Below are 20,044 nucleotides of genomic sequence, written 5' to 3'. Positions count from 1 at the left end.
AGCTTCCGGCTCCACAACACTGCATCACTTCAAACAGACAATCCCGGTTTGCGAAGCAAGACCGGGACCCATGACCACCGTCGGTTCGGAATGTGGCTCGGCGGCGCGAAGCCTTGCAAAATCAGGTGTTCATGGGTCCCGGACAAGCGCTGCGCGCTTTCCGGGATGACATCGCGATAGAGTCGAGGATTTCTGGAGAGAGGCGATGAGCCAGGGGAAGACGGCGGCGAAGGTGCAGGTGCGGCCCGCCACGCCTGCCGACGCCGGGACGATCCATGGGTTCATCCTGGCGCTGGCCGAGTACGAGAAGCTGCTGGACGAGGTGGATGCGAGCGAGGCCGACGTGGCCGCGGCGCTGTTCGGGGACCGGCCGCGGGCGTTCTGCGATATCGCTTTGGCGGACGGGGCGCCGGTCGGCTTTGCGCTGTGGTTCTACAACTATTCGACCTTTCGCGGCCGGCACGGAATCTATCTGGAGGACCTGTTCGTGGTTCCGCAGGCGCGCGGCCTGGGGGCGGGGAAGGCGCTGCTGCGCGCCCTGGCCCGGCGGTGCGAGGCCGAGGGGTTGGCGCGGCTGGAATGGTCGGTGCTGGATTGGAACGCGCCGGCTATCGCCTTCTACGATTCGCTGGGGGCCGACGCGCAGAGCGAGTGGACCGTCCGGCGCCTGACCGGCGCGCCGCTGAAGGCGCTGGCGGCGGGGTAGGCGGGGCGGCTAGAGCTTCAGGCCGAACCTCGGGCCGATCCAGGTCATGGCGAAATAGAGGGCGATGGTGAGGGTGCAGCCGAGCGCGAGCGCCGGCCAGAAGGCCACGCCGCGGCGGAGCAGGACCGGGATCAGCAGGAACATCGGCAGGGACGGCAGGACGTACCAGAACGTGCCCTCGGCGTGGGAGGCCATCCGCTGCGGATCGGCGGTGTCGCGCCACAGCCAGATCATGCCGAGGATCGAGACCAGCGGCAGGGAGGCGACCAGGGCCCCGAAGCCCGGGCTGCGCTTGGCGATCTCCGACACCGCCGCGATGATGACGCCCGACAGCAGCGCCTTGATGACCAGATAGGCCAAGTTTCCCCTCCCGAAGCGCCCGATTCTAGGCCGCCTGCGCCTGCAACTCTCCGCGAGCTTGCCGGGTGATCTGCCAGGCGGTCGAGAGGAAAAGGCTGGCCATGATGGCGGCGACGGCGAGGTCGGCCCATCTTGTGGCCGTGACTGCGACGAGGCCGGCGGCGCAGAGTACGGCGATGTTGCCGATGGCGTCGTTGCGCGAGCAGAGCCAGACCGAGCGGACATTGGCGTCGCCGTCGCGGAAGCGCAGCAGGAGCAGGGCTGAAGCCACGTTGGCGCTGAGGGCCAATATGCCGACCCAGCCCATGGTCACCGCATCGGGCGTTCCGGCGACGAAGGCGCGCCAGAGGGCGGCGGCGAGGACGTAGACGCCCATGATCCCCAGGCTGACGCCCTTCACCAGGGCGGCCTTGGAGCGAAAGGTCAGGCTCTGGGTGATGGCGAACAGCGACAGGCCGTAGGTGGCGGTGTCGCCGGCGAAGTCGAGGGCGTCGGCCTGGAGGGCCATGGAGCCGGCAAGCTGGCCCTGGACCACCTCCAGGGCGAACATGGCCGCGTTGAGCCCGAGCACGATCCAGACGGCGCGGCGGAAGGCGGGCGAGCCGGTCTCGACGGCGCGGGCCGTGGCTTCGCAGCCGCAGCCGGCGTCGGCGCAGGTCGCGGCTGGAGCGGCGGCCGGCGGCGCCTTTCGGTGGACGATCTGATAGGTCATGCCTAGATGATGGTTCCTCCAGTCACTGTAGGAGCAAGCGGCGAATGCACGGCGACCTTTCGATCGGCGACCTTTCGCGCCAGGCCGGCGTGAAGGTGACCACCATCCGCTTCTATGAAGGCGCCGGGCTGATGCCCAAGCCGCCGCGTAGCGAGGGCGACCGGCGGCTGTACGATGCGGGCCACGTGCGGCGGCTCTCCTTCATCCGCCACGCCCGCGAGCTGGGCTTCGAGATGGCGGACGTGCGGGCGTTGCTGGAGCTGTCGGACCGGCCGGAAGGCGACTGCGGCCTGGCCGACGAGATCGCCGGGCGGCACCTGACGGCGGTGGAGGCCAAGATCGCCAAGCTGACCGCGCTGAAGGGCGAGCTGGAGCGGATGCTGGACTGTTGCGGCCACGGCGCGGTGGCCGAGTGCCGGGTGATCGAGGCCCTGGCCGACCACGGCCTGTGCGGCGGGGATCACTGAGGGCGCCGCCTAGACCTTTATGTCGATGACCATGGCGCGGGCGGGCTGGCCGGTCTTGGCCGCTTGCTCGCTTTCCTGGCGTAGGGCTTCCTGCATGGCTTCCTTGATGCGGCGGGCGATCTCGTCCTCCAGGCTGGCCGGATCGGCGCCGGGGTGAGCGGCCATCACTTCGGCGCGGACCTTTTCCTTCAGCTTCTCGAACTTCTGTTCCTGGGCCCAGGCGTAGAGGCCCTTTTCGCGGATCTGGTCGAGCTGGGCCTGCTGGGCGGCCTTGGCGGCTTCGGCCTTTGCCTTGGCCTTGTCGGCGGCGGTGGGCGCCGACGTCCCATCGGCCGAATTGACCGAGCCGAGATTGCCGAGCTTGACGGCCGCAGACGCCGCGCCGACCCCGAAAAAGCCGCCTGCGAGGCTGGATTTGCCGATTTCCATGGCTAGGCTCCTTGAACGCCAAGCTGGAAGAGCAACCTGCGGGCCAAGTGCGGGAGAGGGAGAGACGCCATGAGCGCGCCGCCGAAGACGGTGTTGGAGGTCAGTCCGCAGGAGGCGGAGGCGATCCGCCAGGCCGTGCGCGAGGCGGCCCTTGAGGACGGGCGGATCTTGGCGGGGCCGGAGCATGTGGCCGGGCTGACGGCGCTGCTGGCCGATCCGCGGGTCTCGGACCCGATCTACGACCTGCCTCGACCGATAAACCTTGAGAATGTGGCCCGCTGGGTGGCCGACTGCACGGCGGCGCGCGAGCGGGGCGAGCGGCTGCTGACCGTGGCGCTGGACGAGGCCGGCGAGGTGGCGGGCTATTCCTGTTTCAGCGTCTGGCCGGACCGCTCGGCGGCGGAGATCGCCGGAGCGATGCGCGCCGACCGACAGAACAGCGGCCAGGGGCGGGCCGGCGTCGGGCGCTCCATCGCCTTCATGTTCGAAACCCTGGGGGTGCGGCTGATCGGCCTGACCGCCGCGCTGGACAATGTGCGCTCGGCCGCCGCCATCGACGGGGCGGGGTTCCGGCGGATGGGCGAGGTGGAGAGCGTGCGGCCCGACGGGACCACGCGGCGGTCGCTCTATTGGGAGCTGACGCGCGAGGAATGGGAGCTGCGGCACAGGCTGTAGAGGGCCGCCTCCCGGGGAGGCGGATCAGACCCTGCGGCCGAGAAGGTGGGCGAAGAGGCCGCCGGGGCGCGGCGCGTCGGAGGCCTGGAGCGCGTGGAAGGCGGGCACGCCCCAGTCGAACTCGCTGCGATCGTGGCGAAAGCCGGTGACGGCAAGGGCCAGTTCGATGGGGGTTTCGAAGATGAAGTCGACTTCGCTGTCGGTGATGTCCGAGGCGTCCTGCTCGGCGATCAGCCGTTCGTAGATCGCCTGATATTCGGCGGGCGGGGTTCCGGCGACCTCGGGATGGCCGAACTCGCAGTCGTAGTCGACGCGCCAGACCTGCCGGCCGTGGTCGAAAAGGGTGGTGGTGGCGCACATCACCGTCTCAGACGCCTGGAGGCCGAGGACGGCGCCGCCGTTCGACAGGCTCCGCAGGCGCTTTTCCGAGGCGAAGGCGTAGTCCTGCGAAAAGAGGATGGTCCAGCCGGTGGGCAGTTCGGCCAGGAAGAAGCGGGGATCGCGCTCGTTGCGCAGGGCAGGGCTCAGGCCGAGCATGTCGAGACATTCGGCGCGGCCGGCGTCCTTGAAGCCTATCCAGGAAATGCTGCCCATGGCCAAGTCTCCCCTGGAACCGCTCGCCCGGCAACCAGGGCCGGTTCCCTGAGCGAAAAACGGCGGCGGAACGCCCGGTCCCGCCGCCGCTTGCAAATTTCGGCCTGGAGCGAAACCCGATCGGGCTGGATCAGGTTTCGCCCAGGACCCTTTGAAATCAGAGATTTTTCTGCGCCAACCTTTTACAGCCGGCGAAGAGCGTCCCTGAAATCAGCCGGCCTTGGCCGGCGCCGCGTCGCCGCCGCCCTGGCTGGCCAGCGGCGGACGCGAGAGCGGGGTGAACTTCGGTTCCATCTTCGGCACGGCTTCCGACAGGATGGTCTCCACCGTCCAGCCTTCTTCCTTGGTCACGGTCTCGACCGGGCGGGGCTGGCTGTAGAGGATGATGTTCTCGCCCGAGGCGCCGAAGATTTGGCCCGAGACGCTGGCCGCGGCCGGCGAGACCATGGCTACCGAGAAGCGGGCCGGCTGGTCGGCGCGGATCTTCTCGGCCATCACCGCACGGCGGGCGGCGGCGGCTTCGTCCTTCACCGGCACCGACTGGGTCATGCGGGTCCAGGCGACCGGCGCCAGGCAGTTGGAGCGCACGTTGTTGCGGGCGCCTTCCATGGCGATGATGCGCGAGAGGCCGGCGATGCCCATCTTGGCCGCGCCGTAGTTCGCCTGACCGATGTTGCCTAGCAGGCCCGAGGTCGAGGTGAAGAACATGTAGGCGCCGTCGTTCTGATTGCGGAACAGCTCGATGGTGGCGCGCGCGACGTTGAACGAACCGCGCATGTGGACCTCGATGACCGCGTCCCACTCGGCTTCGGTCATCTTGTGGAACATCACGTCGCGCAGGATGCCGGCCGGATTGATGACCGCATGCAGGCCGCCGAAGCTGTCGAGCGCCTGTTCGACCATGCCCTGCACGGCCTTGTAGCTGGTGACGCTGTCGGAATTCGACACCGCCTCGCCGCCCGCGGCGCGGATTTCCGCGGCGACCGCTTCGGCCGGACCCGCGGAACCTTCGTCGCCGCCGCCCAGACCGCCGCCGAGGTCGTTGACCACGACCTTCGCACCTTCCTGCGCGGCGATCAGCGCACAATCACGGCCAATGCCGTTGCCGCCGCCGGTGACCAGGACAACCTTGCCTGAAAGAGCACCCATCAACCTATCTCCCTAAAAGAATACCGTGTTTGTTATTCGAGCCGGTCGGCCTTGCGCAAGGCGGGAAAGAGCTTGGCCCAGAGGCCGGTGACGATCAACGCCGCCACGCCGCCGCCGACGGCGGCGGCCACCGCGCCCATGAAACGGGCCGCGACGCCGGTTCGGAACTCGCCCAGCTCGTTCGACGCGCCGACGAAGAGCGAGGAGACGGCGGCGACCCGGCCGCGCATCTGATCGGGCGTGACGATCTGGATCAGGGTCTGGCGGACATAGACGCTGAGCATGTCCGCGCCGCCGAGAATGGCCAGGGCGATCACCGAGAGCCAGAAGTTGCGCGAGACGCCGAAGACGATGGTGGCGATGGCGAAGACCGCCACGCCCGCGAACATGATCGGGCCGGCGCGGGTGCGAATCGGATGGGCGGCCAGCCAGACGGCGATCAGGGTCGCGCCGATGGCCGGGCCGGCGCGCAGCATGCCGAAGCCCTCGGCCCCTACATGCAGGATGTCGCGCGCATAGACCGGCAGGAGAGCGGTCGCCCCGCCCAGCAGCACGGCGAACAGGTCGAGCGAGATGGCGCCGAAGACGATCTTGTTGCCCCAGACATAGGCGAGCCCCTCCTTGATGAGGGTCCAGCCCGACCCGGCCTGCACCTCCGGCTGGGTGTTCATGACGATCATCGAGACGGTGGCGGCCGCGACCAGATAGAGGACGGTGGTGCCGCCATAGGCGACGGCCGGCGAGAGCGAGACCAGCACCCCGCCCAAGGCCGGGCCGAGGATGGAGCCGCCCTGCCAGGCCAGCGAGTTCCAGGCGATGGCGCGCGGCAGCAGGCTGCGCGGCACCAGCATCGGGCCCATGGCCGTGCCCGCCGGCCCCATGAAGGCGCGCGAGACGCCGAACATCACCGCCACGCCCAGCAGCAGGGGGATGGTGGCGAAGCCGAAGATCGAGGCGACCAGCAGCACCAGGACCGAGGCGATCTCGCCCGCATAGCAGATTTGCAGGATGCGCTTGCGGTCGTAGCGGTCGGCGGCCTCGCCCGCCCACAGGGCCAGCAGCAGCACCGGGATGAAGGTCGCAAGCCCGATCATGCCGACATAGAAGGCCGACTGCGCGACGGTGTGGGTGCGGCGGGCGACCTCGTAGACCTGCCAACCGAGGGCCACGCTCTGGATTTGCACACCCAGGGTCGAGGCCACGCGCGTCGACCAGAACAGCATGAAATCGCGGCTGCGCAGCAGGGCGGCGGCGCTCGGCGGCGGGTCGGGCGGATCAGCAGGCGACATCGTGACTCTCGGCGGCCGGGGAAGCGGGGCAACTTGCCGTGCGAGGGCGCTTGCTGCAATGCGATTGACGAGGAGCCTGCGGAGCCTTATGCGCGCGCTCCTGACCAACGGCCTGGGATGACGTCCATGCGACGCCAGCGACGAACCGGGCGCGCCAGCCGCGCCGCCTGACCGCTCCGTCCGCCCGGCGCATTGCGTCCGGGGGCGTCCCTTCGTCCACCCGCCGCACGCCAGTCCCGATGATCGTTCCCGCCGAACAGGCCCTTTCCTACACCCAAGAACAACCCGCCGACGCCGGCGCCGTCGAGGCGCTGCTGGACCACGCCTTCGGGCCGGGCCGCTTCGTGAAGTCGTCCGAGCGCGTGCGCGAGTTCGCGGCCTTCCGTCCGGACATGTCGTTCTGCGCCTGGGACGGCGGGCGGCTGGTGGGCTCGGTGCGCATGTGGCAGGTGCGGGTGGGCGAGGCACCGGCCATCTTCCTGGGGCCGCTGGCGGTGCAGGCCGACGGGCGCCGGTTCGGGGTGGGCGGCGAACTGGTGCAGATGGCCAGCGCGGCGGCCCAGGCGGCGGGCTTTCCGGTGCTGCTGGTCGGGGACGAACCCTATTTCGGCCGCTTCGGCTATTCGGCCGCGCCATGCAAGGGCGTGACGATGCCCGGCCCGGTGGATCAGCGCCGGGTGCTGGCCCTGGGAGCCGAGCGGCTGGAGGGGCCGGTGCGGGCTTGATGACGCTTTCAGCAAAACGGCATTGAGGCGGCTGGCGCGGGTCCCTAATTTCTTTGGCATGGGAGACGCATCAGGAAGACTCGAAGGGGTGATCGCCGCGGCCAAGCAGGCGCCGGGGCGGGGACTGCCGCCCGTGCATCTGTGGAATCCGCCGAACTGCGGCGAGATCGACATCGTGATTCGCAAGGACGGGACCTGGTTCCACGAGGGAACGCCGATCGGGCGCGAGGCGCTGGTGCGGCTGTTCTCCACCGTGCTGCGCAAGGACCCTGACGGTTTTCATCTGGTGACGCCGGTCGAGAAGATGAAGATCGTGGTGGAGGACGCCCCGTTCGTCGCCATCCGCGTCGACCGCGAGGGCGAGGCCCTGAAGTTCCTGACCAATGTCGGCGACGAGGTGACGGCCGGCCCCGAGAACGAGATTCGCGTCGAGATGGATGCGCAGACCGGCGAGCCGCGGCCCTATCTGCACGTGCGCCGCGGGCTGGAGGCGCTGATCGCGCGGCCGGTGTTCTACGAACTGGTGGAGATGGCGAAGGAGCGCCAGACGCCGGACGGGCCGCGGCTGGGGGTCGAGTCGGCCGGCGCCTGGTTCCCGGTCGGCCCGGCGGGGGCGCATCGCCTGTGAGCCCGAGCGGCCCGCCCGGAGAGCTGCGTGGCTGGATCGAGCGCCACCTCGACCCGCTGGACGGCGCGCCGCCCGCGGCGGCGGCTTCGGACTTCGACCTGGCGCCCGACGCCTTTCCGGGCGCGCCGACCGAACTGACCCCGGCGGCGGTGCTGGTCGGGCTGATCGAACGGCCGGCGGGCTATTCGGTGCTGCTGACCCGCCGGGCCGACACCCTGCGCCGTCACACCGGCCAGATCGCCTTGCCAGGCGGGCGCTGCGATCCGGGCGAGACGCCCTGGACCACGGCCCTGCGCGAGGCGCACGAGGAGGTGGGGCTGGCGCCGGACTACGTGTCGGTGGCCGGGCTCTCCTCGCCCTACCGCACGGGGACCGGATACCTGGTGACGCCGGTGGTGGGCTTCATCCGGCAGGGCTTCAGCCTTCAGGCCAATCCGGACGAGGTGGCCGATATCTTCGAGACGCCGTTCGGCTTTCTGATGGACCCGGCCAATCACGAGCAGCACGAGCGCCAGGGGCCGAGCGGGGAGACGCGCAGGTTCTACGCCATGACCCACGAGGATCGATTCATCTGGGGCGCGACGGCCGGGATGCTGCGGGCGCTCTACGAGCGGCTCTACGGGGCGGCGGTTGCTTAGGCTGCTGCTGACGCGGGCGCTGCTGGTCGCCGCGCCGTTCGTGTTCTGGTTCGCCTGGCGCGAGGTGGCGCGGCGGACCGGCCGGCCGATGGGGGCGACGCCCTGGGGCTGGCTGATCGCGGCGGCCGGCGTGCTGATGGGGCTTTCGCTGATGGCCGGCGCGCTTTTCCATGGCGACAACCGCGGCAAGACCTATGTTCCCGCCGAGGCGACGCGCGACGGCCACGTCACGCCGGGCCATTTCGAGAAACCCGCAGAGAAGAAGGCGCAGCCCCAGTGACCCAGAGCATCGGCCCCCGTTCCTGGATGCAACCGGCCGCTCCGGTGATCGCGGCGCTGGAGGCGGCGGGCGGGCGGGCGCTGTTCGTCGGCGGCTGCGTGCGCAATGCGCTGCTGGGCGCGCCGATCGGCGACGTCGACATCGCCACGACCCTGACGCCCGATGCGGTGATCGCGGCGCTGGCGGCGGCGAAGATCCGCGCCATCCCGACCGGGGTCGAGCACGGCACGGTGACGGCGGTGTTGGAGGGCCAGCCGTTCGAGGTCACGACCCTGCGCCGCGACGTGGAGACCGACGGGCGGCGCGCGGTGGTGGCCTTCACCACCGACTGGGGCGAGGACGCCCAGCGGCGCGACTTCACGATGAACGCGATCTACGCCGACGCCGAAGGGACGCTGAGCGATCCGACCGGAACCGGGATCGCTGACGCCCAGGCCGGGCGGCTGGTGTTCGTGGGCGATCCGGCGACGCGCATCGCCGAGGATTCCCTGCGTATCCTGCGCTTCTTCCGGTTCCTGGCCTGGTACGGCAAGGGCGAGCCGGACGCCGCGGCCCTGGCGGCCTGCGAAGCCGGGCGCGGGCTGATGGCCAACCTGGCGGCCGAACGGGTGGCCAAGGAGTTGCTGAAGCTGCTGGAGGCCTACGACCCGCGGCCGGCGGTGCGGCTGATGGCCAAGACCGGCGTGCTGGGCCAGATCCTGCCGGCGCCGGCCGACCTGTCGGCTTTCGACCAACTGGTCGAGATCGAGACCGAGCAACTGTTCGAGTGCGATCCGCTGCTGAGGCTGGCGACGCTGCTGCCCGCCGACCAGGTGGGGGTGGCCAAGGCGGCCGACGCCCTGAGGCTCTCCAACGAACAGAAGGACAGGCTGGTCGCGGCGCGCGGGGCGGACGTGCGGATCACCTCGTGGATGAGCCCGCGCGAGAGCCGGCGGGCGGTCTACCGGGTCGGGGCCGGGACCTTCGCCGACCGCATCAAGCTGGCCTGGGTCGGCTCGACCCGCTCGGCGGCGACGCACCAGTGGCGCGGGTTGCTGGTGCTGTCGCAGAGCTGGGCGCCGCCGCCGTTCCCGCTGACCGGCGAGGACGTGCTGAAGTCGGGCGTGCCGAAGGGGCCGATGGTCGGCCAGGTGCTGCGCGAGGTCGAGGACTGGTGGATCGACCACGACTTCATCGACGACAAGTTCTCGGCCATCGAGAAGCTTAAGGCCGTGGCGCAGGGCATGGCCTATTAGCCCGCCAATTGCTCCTCTACTGGGGAAGGATGCGAAGGGAGGGGCCGCCTCGATGAAACTCGGCATCCTGGAGACCGGCGCGCCGCCGGCGGAGATCGTGGGCCGGTACGGAAGCTATCCGTCGATGTTCCGGCGGCTGTTCGGCGAGGACGCCTACGACTACGCGGTGTTCGACGTGGCGGCGGGCGAGCTGCCGGGCGGCGTGGAGGCGTGCGGGGCCTATCTGGTCACCGGCTCGTCGGCCGGCGTCTACGACCCGCTGCCGTGGATCGCGTCGTTGGAGGACTTCCTGCGGGCCGCGCGCGGCAAGGCGCCGCTGGTCGGAGTCTGCTTCGGGCACCAGGCCATGGCCCAGGCGTTCGGCGGCAAGGTCGTCAAGTCGCCCAAGGGCTGGGGGGTGGGCCTGCAGCGCTACCGCGTGCTGCACGGCCGCGACTGGATGGACAGCGCCGAGCCGATCGCGGTTCCCGGGTCGCACCAGGACCAGGTGGTCGAGGCGCCGCCGGGGGCGACTATCCTGGCCGGCAGCAGCTTCTGCACCTACGGCATGCTGGACTACGGCGAGCGGGCGATCTCGATCCAGCTCCACCCGGAGTTCGAGCCGGACTACGCCAAGGCGCTGATCGAGACCCGCCGCGGAACCCGCCTGACCGACGAAGAGGCCGACCGGGCGGTGATGAGCTACGAACAGCCCGACGACCGCGCGCGGGTCGGAGGCTGGCTGCAGCGGTTCATCGAGGGATAGGCCCTATCCTTGTCACCCCGGTTTGCGAAGCAAGGCCGGGGCCCATTCGCGCCGTGACTGATGACATCGGCGAGGTGACCGCGCCTGCTCCATCTGGTGTCCATAGGTCCCGGTCTTCGGCTGCGCCGAAACCGGGATGACATGGGAAGATGGGCGCTCGAACCTCTAAGGCCAACTCACCATGGGCGGCATGGAGGAGAGGATGGTCTCGATGTTGCCGCCGGCCTTGAGGCCGAACATGGTGCCGCGGTCGTAGAGCAGGTTGAACTCGACGTAGCGGCCGCGGCGGACGAGCTGTTCCTGTCGGTCGGCGTCGGTCCAGGGCTCGCTCATCCGGTGGCGGACGATCTTGGGATAGACGTCGAGGAAGGCGTCGCCGACCGCGCGGGTGAAGGCGAAGTCCTTTTCGAAGTCGCCGCTGTTGTGGCGGTCGTAGAAGATGCCGCCGATCCCGCGCGGCTCGTTCCGGTGCGGCAGGAAGAAGTACTCGTCGCACCAGGCCTTGTACTTGCCGTACCATTCCGGATCGAACGGGTCGCAGGCCTCCTGCATGGCGCTGTGGAACAGTCTGGCGTCGTCGGCGTCCTGGCTGCGCTGCTCGTCGATCATCGGGGTGAGGTCGGCGCCGCCGCCGAACCAGCTCTCGGCGGTGGAGAGGAAGCGGGTGTTCATGTGCACGGTCGGGGTGCGCGGCGAGACCGGATGGATGATCAGGCTGATGCTGGCCGAGACATAGGTCGGGTCCTTGTCGGCGCCCGGCATCTGGGCGGCCATCTCGGGCGAGAAGCGGGCGAGGGCCGCGGAGGTGTGCACGCCGGCCTTCTCGAACAGCCGGCCTTTCAGGTGGCCGCCGATCCCGCCGCCGACGCCGGACTGGCGCGTCCAGGGGCGGCGCTCGAACTTGCCGGGTTCGCCGGGATAGAGGTGGTCGGGCGCCTCGGTCTCCAGGCGTTCGAGCTCGGCGAAGATGCGGGTCTGCAGCGCCTCGAACCACTGCTTGGCGCGGTCGCGGCGGGCTTCGATTTCCGGGGACAGATTGCTCATGACCCGAGCGGATTAGAGCGCGGCCGTAAAAAGGGGAAGCCGGTTTTCGATCCGTGTCCGGCGCCATACCGCAAAAAAGGCCGCGACCTTTTTCCGAGGCGCCGGCGCGGGGCGCTCACTTCGGCGCGAGGGCGGGAAACTGGCCGGTCTGGCGCAGCGCCTCGGAAAGGCCGATGGCGGCGGAAACCGTGACGTTCAACGACCGGCGCCCGGGAGCGAGCGGGATGAAGACGCGAGCGTCGGCGGCGTCGTGGACCTCGTCCGGCACGCCCAGGCTCTCGCGGCCGAAAAGCAGTATGTCGTTGTGACGAAAGGCGAAATCGTGCAGCGGACCGGCGGCCTTGGTCGAGAAGAGCACGATGCGCCGCGATCCGGCCGCGGCGCGGAAGTCGGCCCAGCCGGCATGGCGGACCACATCGGCCGGCTCGCCGTAATCCATGGCCGCGCGGCGGATCGCCTTGTCGGAAAGCGGGAAGCCGCAAGGCTCCACGACATGCACGGGGACCCCCATACAGGCGCCGAGACGAAGAGCCGCGCCAAGGTTTTGCGGAATGTCCGGTTGAAAAAGCGCGAGCAGCATTCTAAGCGGTCCAGCCACGGGATTAGCCGGGGCCAGGGGCGAATCGCGGAGGGGGTGGAGTGCGTTATGTGATCCACGACCCGCTCGCAGGTTTGCCTGGCGCCAGCGTTTAATACCGGAGGCCCTTACCAGAACCGCTGGCGGGGGTAGAAGGCGGGATCGCTTCGGGTCACACCGGAGAGGTCTGAAGGGTCGCGGTCCGCGGCCCCAAACGAAGGGTAGCTTTAAGGTGGCCGACACCGTCGCGGGCGCAAATCCCGATACGCATGCCGCGGGCGACGACCCGAACCGGCGTGATTTCATCCACATCGCCGCGGCGGCCGCCGCCGGCGGCGCCGTTGCGGGCCTGGCCTGGCCGTTCATCGACCAGATGAACCCGTCCGGCGACACGCTCGCCATGGCGTCGGTCGAGTTCGACCTGACCAAGGTCGAGGAAGGCCAGCAGGTCACGATCAAGTGGCGCGGCAAGCCGCTGTTCATCCGCAATCGCACTGGCGCCGAGATCGCCAAGGCGATCAAGGACGACACCGCCAGCATGCCCGATCCGCAGAAGGACGAAGACCGCCACAAGCCGGGCAAGGCCCAGTGGCTGGTTCTGGTCGGCACCTGCACGCACCTCGGCTGCGTGCCGACCTTCGGCGGCGGCGACTACGGCGGCTGGTTCTGCCCGTGCCATGGTTCGCACTACGACGTGTCGGGCCGCATCCGTAAGGGCCCTGCGCCGAAGAACCTGGCGGTGCCCGACTACACCTTCCTTTCCGACACCAAGGTCAAGGTGGGCTGACCCAGATGAGCGGACATTCCAATTACGAACCCAAGACCGGCATCGAGCGCTGGCTCGACACCCGTCTTCCCGTCGTGCGCCTGGCGTACGACTCGATGATCGACTTCCCGACCCCGAAGAACCTGAACTACTGGTGGACCTTCGGCGGCATCCTGGCGGTCTGCCTGGGCATCCAGCTCGTCACCGGCATCGTGCTGGCCATGCACTACGTGCCGCACGTGGACCACGCCTTCGCCTCGGTCGAGCGCATCATGCGCGACGTCAACTACGGCTGGCTGATCCGCTACATGCACGCCAACGGGGCCTCGATGTTCTTCATCGCGGTCTACATCCACATGCTGCGCGGCCTCTATTACGGCTCCTACAAGGCGCCCCGCGAGGTGCTGTGGATCCTGGGCTGCGTGATCTACCTGCTGATGATGGCCACGGCGTTCATGGGCTACGTGCTGCCCTGGGGCCAGATGTCCTTCCACGGCGCGGTCGTGATCACCAACCTGTTCAGCGCCCTGCCGATCATCGGCGATCCGATCACCACCTGGCTGTGGGGCGGCTTCGCGGTCGACAACCCGACCCTCAACCGCTTCTTCTCGCTGCACTACCTGCTGCCGTTCATGATCGCCGGCGTCGTCGGCCTGCACATCTGGGCGCTGCACGTGCCGGGCAACAACAACCCGACCGGCGTGAACGTGAAGTCCAAGGAGGACACCGTTCCCTTCCACCCGTACTACACGGTGAAGGACGGCTTCGCGATCGTGGTGTTCCTGATCCTGTTCGCGACCTTCGTGTTCTACAATCCGAACGCGCTGGGCCACGCGGACAACTACATCCCCGGCAACCCGCTGGTGACCCCGGCGCATATCGTGCCCGAATGGTACTTCCTGCCGTTCTACGCGATCCTGCGCGCGGTTCCGGACAAGCTCGGCGGCGTGCTGCTGATGTTCAGCGCCATCGCGGTGATGTTCGTCCTGCCCTGGCTCGACACCAGCAAGGTGCGCTCGATGCGCTACCGTCCGACGGCGAAGCTCTACTTCCTGATCTTCGTCCTCGCCTGCCTGGTGCTGGGCTATTGCGGCGGTCAGCTTCCCGACGACCATGTGATCCCGGGCCTGTCGACCTTCAAGCTGCTCGATGCGGACCTGAACTCGTTCGTCTGGCTCTCGCGCGTCGCGACGATCTACTACTTCGCCTACTTCCTGGTCGTCCTGCCGGTCCTGGGCCTCACCGAGACCCCGCTGCCGCAGCCGGAATCGATCAGCGAGCCTGTGCTTTCACATCCTGCCAACGCGCCAGCCGGCGCCGCGGCTTCGCCTGAAAAGAGGGGTTGAGCCTAAGATGCTGCGTAAAGGTATCGCGCTCGCGGCGCTTGGCTTGGCCGTTCTTGCGGCCCCGGCGGCTCACGCTTCCGGCGGCGCCCTGCACCCCAAGCATGTCGAGTTCAGCTTCGACGGCCCGTTCGGCAAGTTCGACCAGGCCCAGTTGCAACGCGGCTACAAGGTCTATCGGGAGGTCTGCTCGGCCTGCCACTCGATGAACCTGATGTACTTCCGCAACCTCGGCCAGAAGGGCGGGCCCTTCTACGTCGAGGGCGTGGGCCCGAACGACAACCCGTATGTGAAGTCGATCGCCAAGGACTATCAGATCAAGGACATCGACTCCGAGACCGGCGACGTCATCGACCGTCCGGGCACCTCGGCGGACCGGTTCCCGAGCCCGTTCCCGAACGAGCCGGCGGCCCGCGCGTCGAACGGCGGAGCCCTGCCGCCCGACCTGTCGGTGATGGCCAAGGCCCGTCACAACGGCCCGGCCTACATCTACTCGCTGCTGACCGGCTACAAGGACCCGCCGGCCGGTCTGAAGGTCGGCGTCGGCCAGCACTACAACCCGTACATGGCGGGCGACGTCACGGCGGCCTGGAGCGGTCCGCACGATAAGGTGCCGCCCGGCGGCTTCATCGCCATGGCTCCGCCGCTGACGGCTGGCCAGGTGACCTTCGACGACGGCACCAAGTCGAGCCTGGAGCAGCAAGCCAAGGACGTCGCGGCGTTCATCGCCTGGGCTTCCGAGCCCAAGATGGAAGAGCGCAAGGCGTTCGGCATGGCCGCCATGGTCTATCTCTTCGTCTTCGCGGGCCTGCTGTACGCCAGCTACCGCAAGATCTGGAAGAACGTCGCCCACTAGGCGCTGTTTTTGACACGAGACGGCAAGGCCCCGGAGCGATCCGGGGCCTTTTTCGTTGCGCGTCGCGGGTGGTGTCAGCCGGCCGGCGCCAGCAGCAGGCGGCGGTGAGGGAAGTCGAAGCGTAGGCGCCAGCGCGACAGCAGGGGCGCGCCGATGGCCCCCGCGCTGGGGGCGGCGGGCGGCGCAAGGCCGCTGGGCAGGTTCTCGAACAGCAGGCCGGCGAAGGAGGCGGCGCGCAGGGCGGCGCGGCGATCGCCGCCCGGCAGGATGTCGGCCGGCCTGGCGCCGGGCGCGCTGGCGCGGTCCTGACCGATCCGCACGGGCGCGTCGGCGCCAGTGGCGACGATGAAGTCGCCGGAAAAGGCGGTGGGGCCGTCCGAGACCGCGGCGTGGGCGGTCGCGACCCCGCCCAGGGTCTTGAGCGGCAGGGCCTGGGCGGGACCGAACCGCGGGGCGCGGCGCAGCGGATAGATCGCCACGCGGCACGGCGCGAAGCTGACATCGACCACGTAGCTGGAGAGCAGATCGGCCCCGATCACGCCGGCGATCGGCGTCGGGAAGGCCCAGGTGCGGCTGTCGAGATCGACCACCGAGAAGGGGCGGGCGGCCAGGGTGAGGCCGGCCAGGCGCACCTCGCCGACCTGGGCGGTCTCGGTCATGCCTGCCGCCTGGGCCTTGGTCTCGTGCAACTGGGTGGCCGGCGCGCCGGTGTCGATGATGTAGTCACCGGCCAGGCCCGCGATGGAGGCCGGGGCGACGATGACGCCCTGTTCGTACCAGCAGGCCGTCTCGCCCGCCCGCGCGGCGGCGGGAAGGAGGGCGGCGAGGGCGAAGACCAGGGCGGCGGGCTTCATGCGGGTCCAGCGACGAGAAGGCGGGCGGCCACAGGATAGCCGCTGGGCGGGCGCTGCGCGACCGTCATGCATGTTAGGGCCTTACCCCGGCCGCATCCTTCGCCTAAGTCCTTTCACATGACCTTCATCCGGGCCTGGCGCGACTTTCGACGAATGCAGGACGTGGCGGTGGGCGCCGCGGCCCTGATCTATGCCGGGGCGGTGGTGAACGCCTTTCAGGTGTTGCCGGGCGGGGCCGACCTGATCGCCCAGCGGACGCTGATCTGGCCGGGCATGTTCCTGTTCGTCTCGCTGGCGGTTCCGCTGGTCGTGCCGGCCCTGAAGCGCCTCCTGGCCCGCTATGTGTGGCTGAGCTTCCAGGCGGGCTTTGGCCAGACGCCGCTGTCGGTCCTGACCGGGGTGGGGCTGCTGGCGGCCGCGGCGCTGTTCATCTACTGGCAGGTCTGGGCCGTGGGGCAGGGCGGCCGCTATCCGGCCGGCGTCTTCTCGGGCTATGCCGCGGGCATCGGCATATTGGCGGCCCAGGCGGTGCTGGTGCGGGCGCTGGAGACCGTGCCGGAAGTCAGGGCGCAGATCGAGGAACCGGCCGATTAGGCCGGCGCAGGCGCAAGGTCGGCAAGCCGTATTCGTCGTCCTCCATCGTTAGTTCGCGGAAGCCGAGCTTCTTCAGGACGCGGCGCGAGGCGGCGTTGTCCGGGTCGATGGTGGCGTCGACCTCGCCCAGGGCGGCGGCGTCGAGCACCGCGCCGGCCGCCTCGGTGGCGTAGCCGCGGCCCCAATGGGCGCGTGCGAAGCCGTAGATGATCTCCAGGCGGTTGGGGGCGGGCGTCGGGATCAGGCCGACCCAGCCGATCAGATCGCCGCCGGCCTTCAGCTCCACGCCGCGGCTGCCGACCTCGCTGAGCCGCAGGCTGGCCGCGGCGCTGGTGATCCAGAGGGCGGTTGCGGCGCGGCTGAGCGGGCGGCCGTCGCCGACCTGCGCCATCACCTGCGGATCGGCGGCGATGGCGGCCAGGGCGTCGAGATCGGCCTCCGCGAGAGGGCGCAGGCGCAGCCGGGCGGTTTCCAGGATCACGCCGAGCTGCGTCCGCCGCCGTTGTTGGCGAAGAGGGCCAGGGTGCGCAGGCGCGCCAGCCGGGCGCTGTCGGCGTCGTAGTCGGCGCGCCGGTCGGACACGAAGCCGTGGCCGGCGTCATAGAGGTAGATCGGCGTCTCCGGGTGAGCTTCGCGTATCTCCTCGACCCGCTCCATGGGGATGGAGGCGTCAGCCTTGCCGAAGTGCAGGATGATCGGGACCTTGGGCGTCTCGCCGTTCAGTTCGGTGATGCGCCGCCCGTAGAAGGCCGAGGCGGCCGAGACGCCCTGGCAGCGGCAGGCGGCCAGCCAGGTCGCCGCTCCGCCCCAGCAGAAGCCGGTGACGAAGACCGGCGGGGCGAGGGCGTCGATGGCCGCCTGGGCGTCGGCGGCCACCTGGTCCCAGGGCGTGGCCTGGGAGTACTGCACGCCCTTGGCGATGGCCTCCTGGCTGTAGTCGGCGGCGAAGCCCGGCTCCAGGCGGTCGTAGAAGGCCGGGGCGATGGTCTCGTAGCCTTCGGCCGCGAAGCTGTCGGCCAGTTCGCGGATATGGTCGGTGACGCCGAAGATCTCCTGGATCAGGAGCAGGCCGCCGCGCCGCGCGTCGGCGGGGCGGGCGCGGTAGGCCGAGAACTCGAACCCGTCGAGCGGGCTCGTCAGGGTGATGGTCTCGCCCATCAGGCCGCCTCGAAGAGTTCGCGGGTGCGGGCGCGGGAGAGGTCGGCGGCTTCCTCGTTGTAGCGCTCCGGGCTCTCGTTGTTGAAACCGTGGCCGGCGCCTTCGTAGATGTAGACCGGTATATCGGGGTGATGGGCGTGGACCGCCTTCTCGACCTCCTCGGCCTTGATGCCGGGGTCGGTATGGCCGAGGTGGATGATGACCGGGCAGAGGGGCTTCAAGTCGGCGTTGGCCTGGACCAGGCTGCCGTAATAGCTGGAGGCGGCGGCCAGGCCTTCGACCTTGGCGGCGCTGAGCCAGGCGAGCGAGCCGCCGTAGCAGTAGCCGACCACGCAGACCTTGCCGCGGGCGCTGAGGAAGTCGCGGCAGGCGGCGATGTCGCCGAGCGCCTGTTCCATGGGGGTGGCGCGGGCATGGGCGACGCCGGCGGCCAGCCCTTCCGGGTCGTGCTCGGCGGTGAAGCCGCGTTCGCGGCGGTCGTAGAGGGCGGGCGCGATCGCCTCGTAGCCGGCCTTGGCCCAGCGTTCGACGTCGGCGCGGACGTGCCGGTCGATGCCGAAGATCTCCTGGATCACGATGACCCCGCCCTTGCGCGGGGTGAAGGCCTGTTCGTGGTAGGCCGAAAACTCGAAGCCGTCGGCCCCCTTGAGGGTGATCGTCTCGCCCATGCGTCTGCTCCCGTCTCTGTTGGTGCGAGTGAAGCAGGAAACCTGGGCGAGGGGGAGGCGCAGGGTGCGGAAAAGATGCTCCGCCTTTGGTGGAGGGGGCGCTGGCGGTGAGCCTGGCCTCTCCATGTCGTCCCGGTTTGCGAAGCAAGACCGGGATCCATGGACATCGGGCGATGTGAGATGCGGTTCGGCCCAGCCTTATCTCTCGAAATCACGCGAGCATGGATCCCGATCTTCGGCTGCGCCGAAACCGGGACGACATGAACGGAGAAGGAGCGGCCTCAGACGTTGAAGCGGAAGTTCATGACGTCGCCGTCCTGAACGACGTAGTCCTTGCCTTCCTGGCGCAGCTTGCCGGCTTCGCGGGCGCCGGCTTCGCCCTTGAGGCTCACATAGTCCTCGTAGGCGATGGTTTCGGCGCGGATGAAGCCCTTTTCGAAGTCGGTGTGGATGACGCCGGCCGCCTGGGGGGCGGTGTCGCCCTTGTGGATGGTCCAGGCGCGGGCTTCCTTGGGGCCGACGGTGAAGTAGGTTTGCAGGCCGAGCAGGTGGTAGGCCTCGCGGATCAGCTTGTTGAGGCCCGGTTCGGCCAGGCCCAGGGTCTCGAGGAACTCGGTGCGCTCCTCGGCGTCGAGCAGGGCGATCTCGCTCTCGATCTGGGCGGAGATGACCACGTGGTCGGCGCCGTCGCGGCGGGCGCGCTCGGCCACCTGGGCGGAGAGGTCGTTGCCGGTGGCGGCGGAGGCCTCGTCGACATTGGAGACGTAGAGGGCCGGCTTGGAGGTCAGGAGCTGCAGCATCCGCCAGGCCTTGTCGTCCTCGGCCGAGACCTGGGCCTTGCGGGCCGGGCGGCCGGCGTTGAGCTCGGTCAGGGCGACCTGGACCAGGCGCAGGGTCTGGGCGCTTTCCTTGTCGCCGGTCTTGGCGCGCTTCTCGAGGTTGGCGACGCGCTTTTCCAGGCTCTCGAGGTCGGCGAGCATCAGCTCGGTCTCGATGGTGTCGAGGTCGGCCAGGGGGTCGATCTTGCCCTCGACGTGGGTGATGTCGTCGTCGATGAAGCAGCGGGCGACGAAGGCGACGGCGTCGCAGTCGCGGATATTGGCCAGGAACTGGTTGCCCAGGCCCTCGCCCTTGGAGGCGCCGCGCACCAGGCCGGCGATGTCCACGAAGTTCATGCGCGCCGGAATGATCTCCTTGGAGGGGATCACCGCGGCCAGGGCGGTGAGGCGCGGCTCGGGGACCGCCACGTCGCCGGTGTTGGGCTCGATGGTGCAGAACGGATAGTTCGCCGCCTGGGCGGCCGCCGTCTGGGTGAGCGCGTTGAAGAGGGTCGACTTGCCGACGTTCGGCAGGCCGACGATGGCGACCTTGAGAGCCATGGGGAGAGCTGTTCCTGAATTGCGAGCGCGCGACCTAGCACGTTAGGGGGCCTGGCCCAAGGGGGACGCCTTTTCCGTAGATCCTCCCCCTCTGGGGGAGGTGGATCGGCGCAAAGCGCCGAGACGGAGGGGGACTGCTCTCTCAAGGGAGTCAAAGTCCCCCTCACGAACCC

The 20,044-nt window shown here is 69.3% G+C and carries 26 protein-coding genes; 13 read left to right on the top strand and 13 right to left on the bottom strand.

The genetic code is table 11. The annotated features are described in order from the left end of the window. Positions 1–205 precede the first annotated feature (205 nt). A complete protein-coding gene (locus ACE3TL_RS12315) occupies positions 206–706 on the top strand; it encodes an N-acetyltransferase family protein (protein WP_374578982.1) in 501 nt (166 codons plus the stop codon). Between the two features lie 9 nt (positions 707–715). Here the strand turns inward: ACE3TL_RS12315 and ACE3TL_RS12310 are convergent, their stop codons facing one another. Both ACE3TL_RS12310 and ACE3TL_RS12305 read right to left on the bottom strand, forming a co-directional pair. Then, positions 716–1,066: a DUF3147 family protein gene (locus ACE3TL_RS12310; RefSeq protein ID WP_374578981.1), complete on the bottom strand. Its 351-nt coding sequence runs from the start codon at positions 1,064–1,066 to the stop codon at positions 716–718. Positions 1,067–1,091: 25 nt separating this feature from the next. Continuing rightward, on the bottom strand, positions 1,092–1,778 hold the full coding sequence (locus ACE3TL_RS12305) for a cation transporter (RefSeq protein ID WP_374578980.1): 687 nt from the start codon (positions 1,776–1,778) through the stop codon (positions 1,092–1,094). 44 nt (positions 1,779–1,822) lie between these two features. Between ACE3TL_RS12305 and ACE3TL_RS12300 the strand changes: the two genes are divergently transcribed. After that, positions 1,823–2,245, top strand: coding sequence for a helix-turn-helix domain-containing protein (locus ACE3TL_RS12300; RefSeq protein WP_374578979.1), 423 nt, complete (start codon positions 1,823–1,825; stop codon positions 2,243–2,245). Between the two features lie 9 nt (positions 2,246–2,254). Here the strand turns inward: ACE3TL_RS12300 and ACE3TL_RS12295 are convergent, their stop codons facing one another. Continuing rightward, a complete protein-coding gene (locus tag ACE3TL_RS12295) occupies positions 2,255–2,674 on the bottom strand; it encodes a hypothetical protein (protein WP_374578978.1) in 420 nt (139 codons plus the stop codon). Between the two features lie 69 nt (positions 2,675–2,743). Between ACE3TL_RS12295 and ACE3TL_RS12290 the strand changes: the two genes are divergently transcribed. Further along, complete coding sequence (locus ACE3TL_RS12290) at positions 2,744–3,349, top strand: GNAT family N-acetyltransferase (protein WP_374578977.1); 606 nt, start codon at positions 2,744–2,746, stop codon at positions 3,347–3,349. A 24-nt stretch (positions 3,350–3,373) separates the two neighbouring features. Here the strand turns inward: ACE3TL_RS12290 and ACE3TL_RS12285 are convergent, their stop codons facing one another. The 3 genes from ACE3TL_RS12285 to ACE3TL_RS12275 all read right to left on the bottom strand — a co-directional run bounded on the left by ACE3TL_RS12285 (position 3,374) and on the right by ACE3TL_RS12275 (position 6,381). Then, positions 3,374–3,943, bottom strand: coding sequence for a hypothetical protein (locus tag ACE3TL_RS12285; protein WP_374578976.1), 570 nt, complete (start codon positions 3,941–3,943; stop codon positions 3,374–3,376). A 210-nt stretch (positions 3,944–4,153) separates the two neighbouring features. Beyond that, complete coding sequence (locus ACE3TL_RS12280) at positions 4,154–5,092, bottom strand: SDR family NAD(P)-dependent oxidoreductase (protein WP_374578975.1); 939 nt, start codon at positions 5,090–5,092, stop codon at positions 4,154–4,156. A gap of 32 nt (positions 5,093–5,124) precedes the next feature. Beyond that, complete coding sequence (locus tag ACE3TL_RS12275) at positions 5,125–6,381, bottom strand: MFS transporter (protein ID WP_374578974.1); 1,257 nt, start codon at positions 6,379–6,381, stop codon at positions 5,125–5,127. A 239-nt stretch (positions 6,382–6,620) separates the two neighbouring features. Here ACE3TL_RS12275 and ACE3TL_RS12270 point away from each other — a divergent pair, with 239 nt between their 5' ends. The 6 genes from ACE3TL_RS12270 to ACE3TL_RS12245 are packed head-to-tail and all read left to right on the top strand — an operon-like array spanning position 6,621 to position 10,632. Beyond that, a complete protein-coding gene (locus tag ACE3TL_RS12270; protein ID WP_374578973.1) occupies positions 6,621–7,106 on the top strand; it encodes a GNAT family N-acetyltransferase in 486 nt (161 codons plus the stop codon). A gap of 58 nt (positions 7,107–7,164) precedes the next feature. Further along, positions 7,165–7,734 (top strand): DUF1285 domain-containing protein, encoded by a 570-nt coding sequence (locus ACE3TL_RS12265; RefSeq protein WP_374578972.1) that lies wholly within the window; start codon positions 7,165–7,167, stop codon positions 7,732–7,734. Then, entirely contained in the window at positions 7,731–8,372 is a 642-nt protein-coding gene (locus ACE3TL_RS12260; RefSeq protein ID WP_374578971.1) for a CoA pyrophosphatase, read from the top strand. Before ACE3TL_RS12265 ends, ACE3TL_RS12260 begins: the two co-directional genes overlap by 4 nt. After that, complete coding sequence (locus ACE3TL_RS12255) at positions 8,365–8,652, top strand: hypothetical protein (RefSeq protein ID WP_374578970.1); 288 nt, start codon at positions 8,365–8,367, stop codon at positions 8,650–8,652. The genes ACE3TL_RS12260 and ACE3TL_RS12255 overlap by 8 nt, the downstream gene beginning before the upstream one ends. 26 nt (positions 8,653–8,678) lie before the next feature. Further along, on the top strand, positions 8,679–9,887 hold the full coding sequence (locus ACE3TL_RS12250) for a CCA tRNA nucleotidyltransferase (RefSeq protein WP_374578983.1): 1,209 nt from the start codon (positions 8,679–8,681) through the stop codon (positions 9,885–9,887). 52 nt (positions 9,888–9,939) lie between these two features. Then, entirely contained in the window at positions 9,940–10,632 is a 693-nt protein-coding gene (locus ACE3TL_RS12245) for a type 1 glutamine amidotransferase (RefSeq protein WP_374578969.1), read from the top strand. Between the two features lie 165 nt (positions 10,633–10,797). On the opposite strand, the gene hemF is transcribed toward ACE3TL_RS12245, so the two are convergent. Both hemF and ACE3TL_RS12235 read right to left on the bottom strand, forming a co-directional pair. Next, positions 10,798–11,676 (bottom strand): oxygen-dependent coproporphyrinogen oxidase, encoded by an 879-nt coding sequence (hemF, locus tag ACE3TL_RS12240; RefSeq protein WP_374578968.1) that lies wholly within the window; start codon positions 11,674–11,676, stop codon positions 10,798–10,800. 115 nt (positions 11,677–11,791) lie between these two features. Then, on the bottom strand, positions 11,792–12,256 hold the full coding sequence (locus ACE3TL_RS12235; RefSeq protein ID WP_374578967.1) for a tRNA (cytidine(34)-2'-O)-methyltransferase: 465 nt from the start codon (positions 12,254–12,256) through the stop codon (positions 11,792–11,794). A 229-nt stretch (positions 12,257–12,485) separates the two neighbouring features. Between ACE3TL_RS12235 and petA the strand changes: the two genes are divergently transcribed. The 3 genes from petA to ACE3TL_RS12220 are packed head-to-tail and all read left to right on the top strand — an operon-like array spanning position 12,486 to position 15,218. Then, positions 12,486–13,040, top strand: a complete 555-nt coding sequence (gene petA, locus ACE3TL_RS12230; RefSeq protein WP_374532330.1) for a ubiquinol-cytochrome c reductase iron-sulfur subunit — start codon at positions 12,486–12,488, stop codon at positions 13,038–13,040. Positions 13,041–13,045: 5 nt separating this feature from the next. Further along, positions 13,046–14,365 (top strand): cytochrome bc complex cytochrome b subunit, encoded by a 1,320-nt coding sequence (locus ACE3TL_RS12225; RefSeq protein WP_374578966.1) that lies wholly within the window; start codon positions 13,046–13,048, stop codon positions 14,363–14,365. Positions 14,366–14,372: 7 nt separating this feature from the next. Further along, positions 14,373–15,218 carry a cytochrome c1 gene (locus ACE3TL_RS12220; RefSeq protein WP_374578965.1) on the top strand — a complete coding sequence of 282 codons (846 nt, stop codon included), beginning with the start codon at positions 14,373–14,375 and terminating at the stop codon, positions 15,216–15,218. A 74-nt stretch (positions 15,219–15,292) separates the two neighbouring features. Here the strand turns inward: ACE3TL_RS12220 and ACE3TL_RS12215 are convergent, their stop codons facing one another. Continuing rightward, on the bottom strand, positions 15,293–16,072 hold the full coding sequence (locus ACE3TL_RS12215) for a hypothetical protein (protein WP_374578964.1): 780 nt from the start codon (positions 16,070–16,072) through the stop codon (positions 15,293–15,295). 117 nt (positions 16,073–16,189) lie between these two features. On the opposite strand from ACE3TL_RS12215, the gene ACE3TL_RS12210 reads away from it, so the two are divergent. Beyond that, positions 16,190–16,666: a hypothetical protein gene (locus tag ACE3TL_RS12210; RefSeq protein ID WP_374578963.1), complete on the top strand. Its 477-nt coding sequence runs from the start codon at positions 16,190–16,192 to the stop codon at positions 16,664–16,666. On the opposite strand, the gene ACE3TL_RS12205 is transcribed toward ACE3TL_RS12210, so the two are convergent. From ACE3TL_RS12205 to ychF, 4 genes are all read right to left on the bottom strand, one after another. Beyond that, complete coding sequence (locus ACE3TL_RS12205; protein WP_374578962.1) at positions 16,635–17,147, bottom strand: GNAT family N-acetyltransferase; 513 nt, start codon at positions 17,145–17,147, stop codon at positions 16,635–16,637. The two genes, ACE3TL_RS12210 and ACE3TL_RS12205, sit on opposite strands and share 32 nt — an antisense overlap. After that, a complete protein-coding gene (locus ACE3TL_RS12200) occupies positions 17,144–17,824 on the bottom strand; it encodes a dienelactone hydrolase family protein (RefSeq protein WP_374578961.1) in 681 nt (226 codons plus the stop codon). Before ACE3TL_RS12200 ends, ACE3TL_RS12205 begins: the two co-directional genes overlap by 4 nt. Beyond that, positions 17,824–18,492 carry a dienelactone hydrolase family protein gene (locus ACE3TL_RS12195; RefSeq protein ID WP_374578960.1) on the bottom strand — a complete coding sequence of 223 codons (669 nt, stop codon included), beginning with the start codon at positions 18,490–18,492 and terminating at the stop codon, positions 17,824–17,826. The genes ACE3TL_RS12200 and ACE3TL_RS12195 overlap by 1 nt, the downstream gene beginning before the upstream one ends. Before the next feature lie 281 nt (positions 18,493–18,773). Continuing rightward, the gene (gene ychF / locus ACE3TL_RS12190) at positions 18,774–19,871 is read right to left on the bottom strand and encodes a redox-regulated ATPase YchF (RefSeq protein ID WP_374578959.1); all 1,098 of its coding nucleotides are present in this window, start codon (positions 19,869–19,871) and stop codon (positions 18,774–18,776) included. Positions 19,872–20,044: the final 173 nt, after the last annotated feature.

This window comes from Phenylobacterium sp. (genome assembly GCF_041920015.1).
Taxonomy (GTDB): domain Bacteria; phylum Pseudomonadota; class Alphaproteobacteria; order Caulobacterales; family Caulobacteraceae; genus Phenylobacterium.
This window is presented reverse-complemented; position numbering and strand designations above follow the sequence as displayed.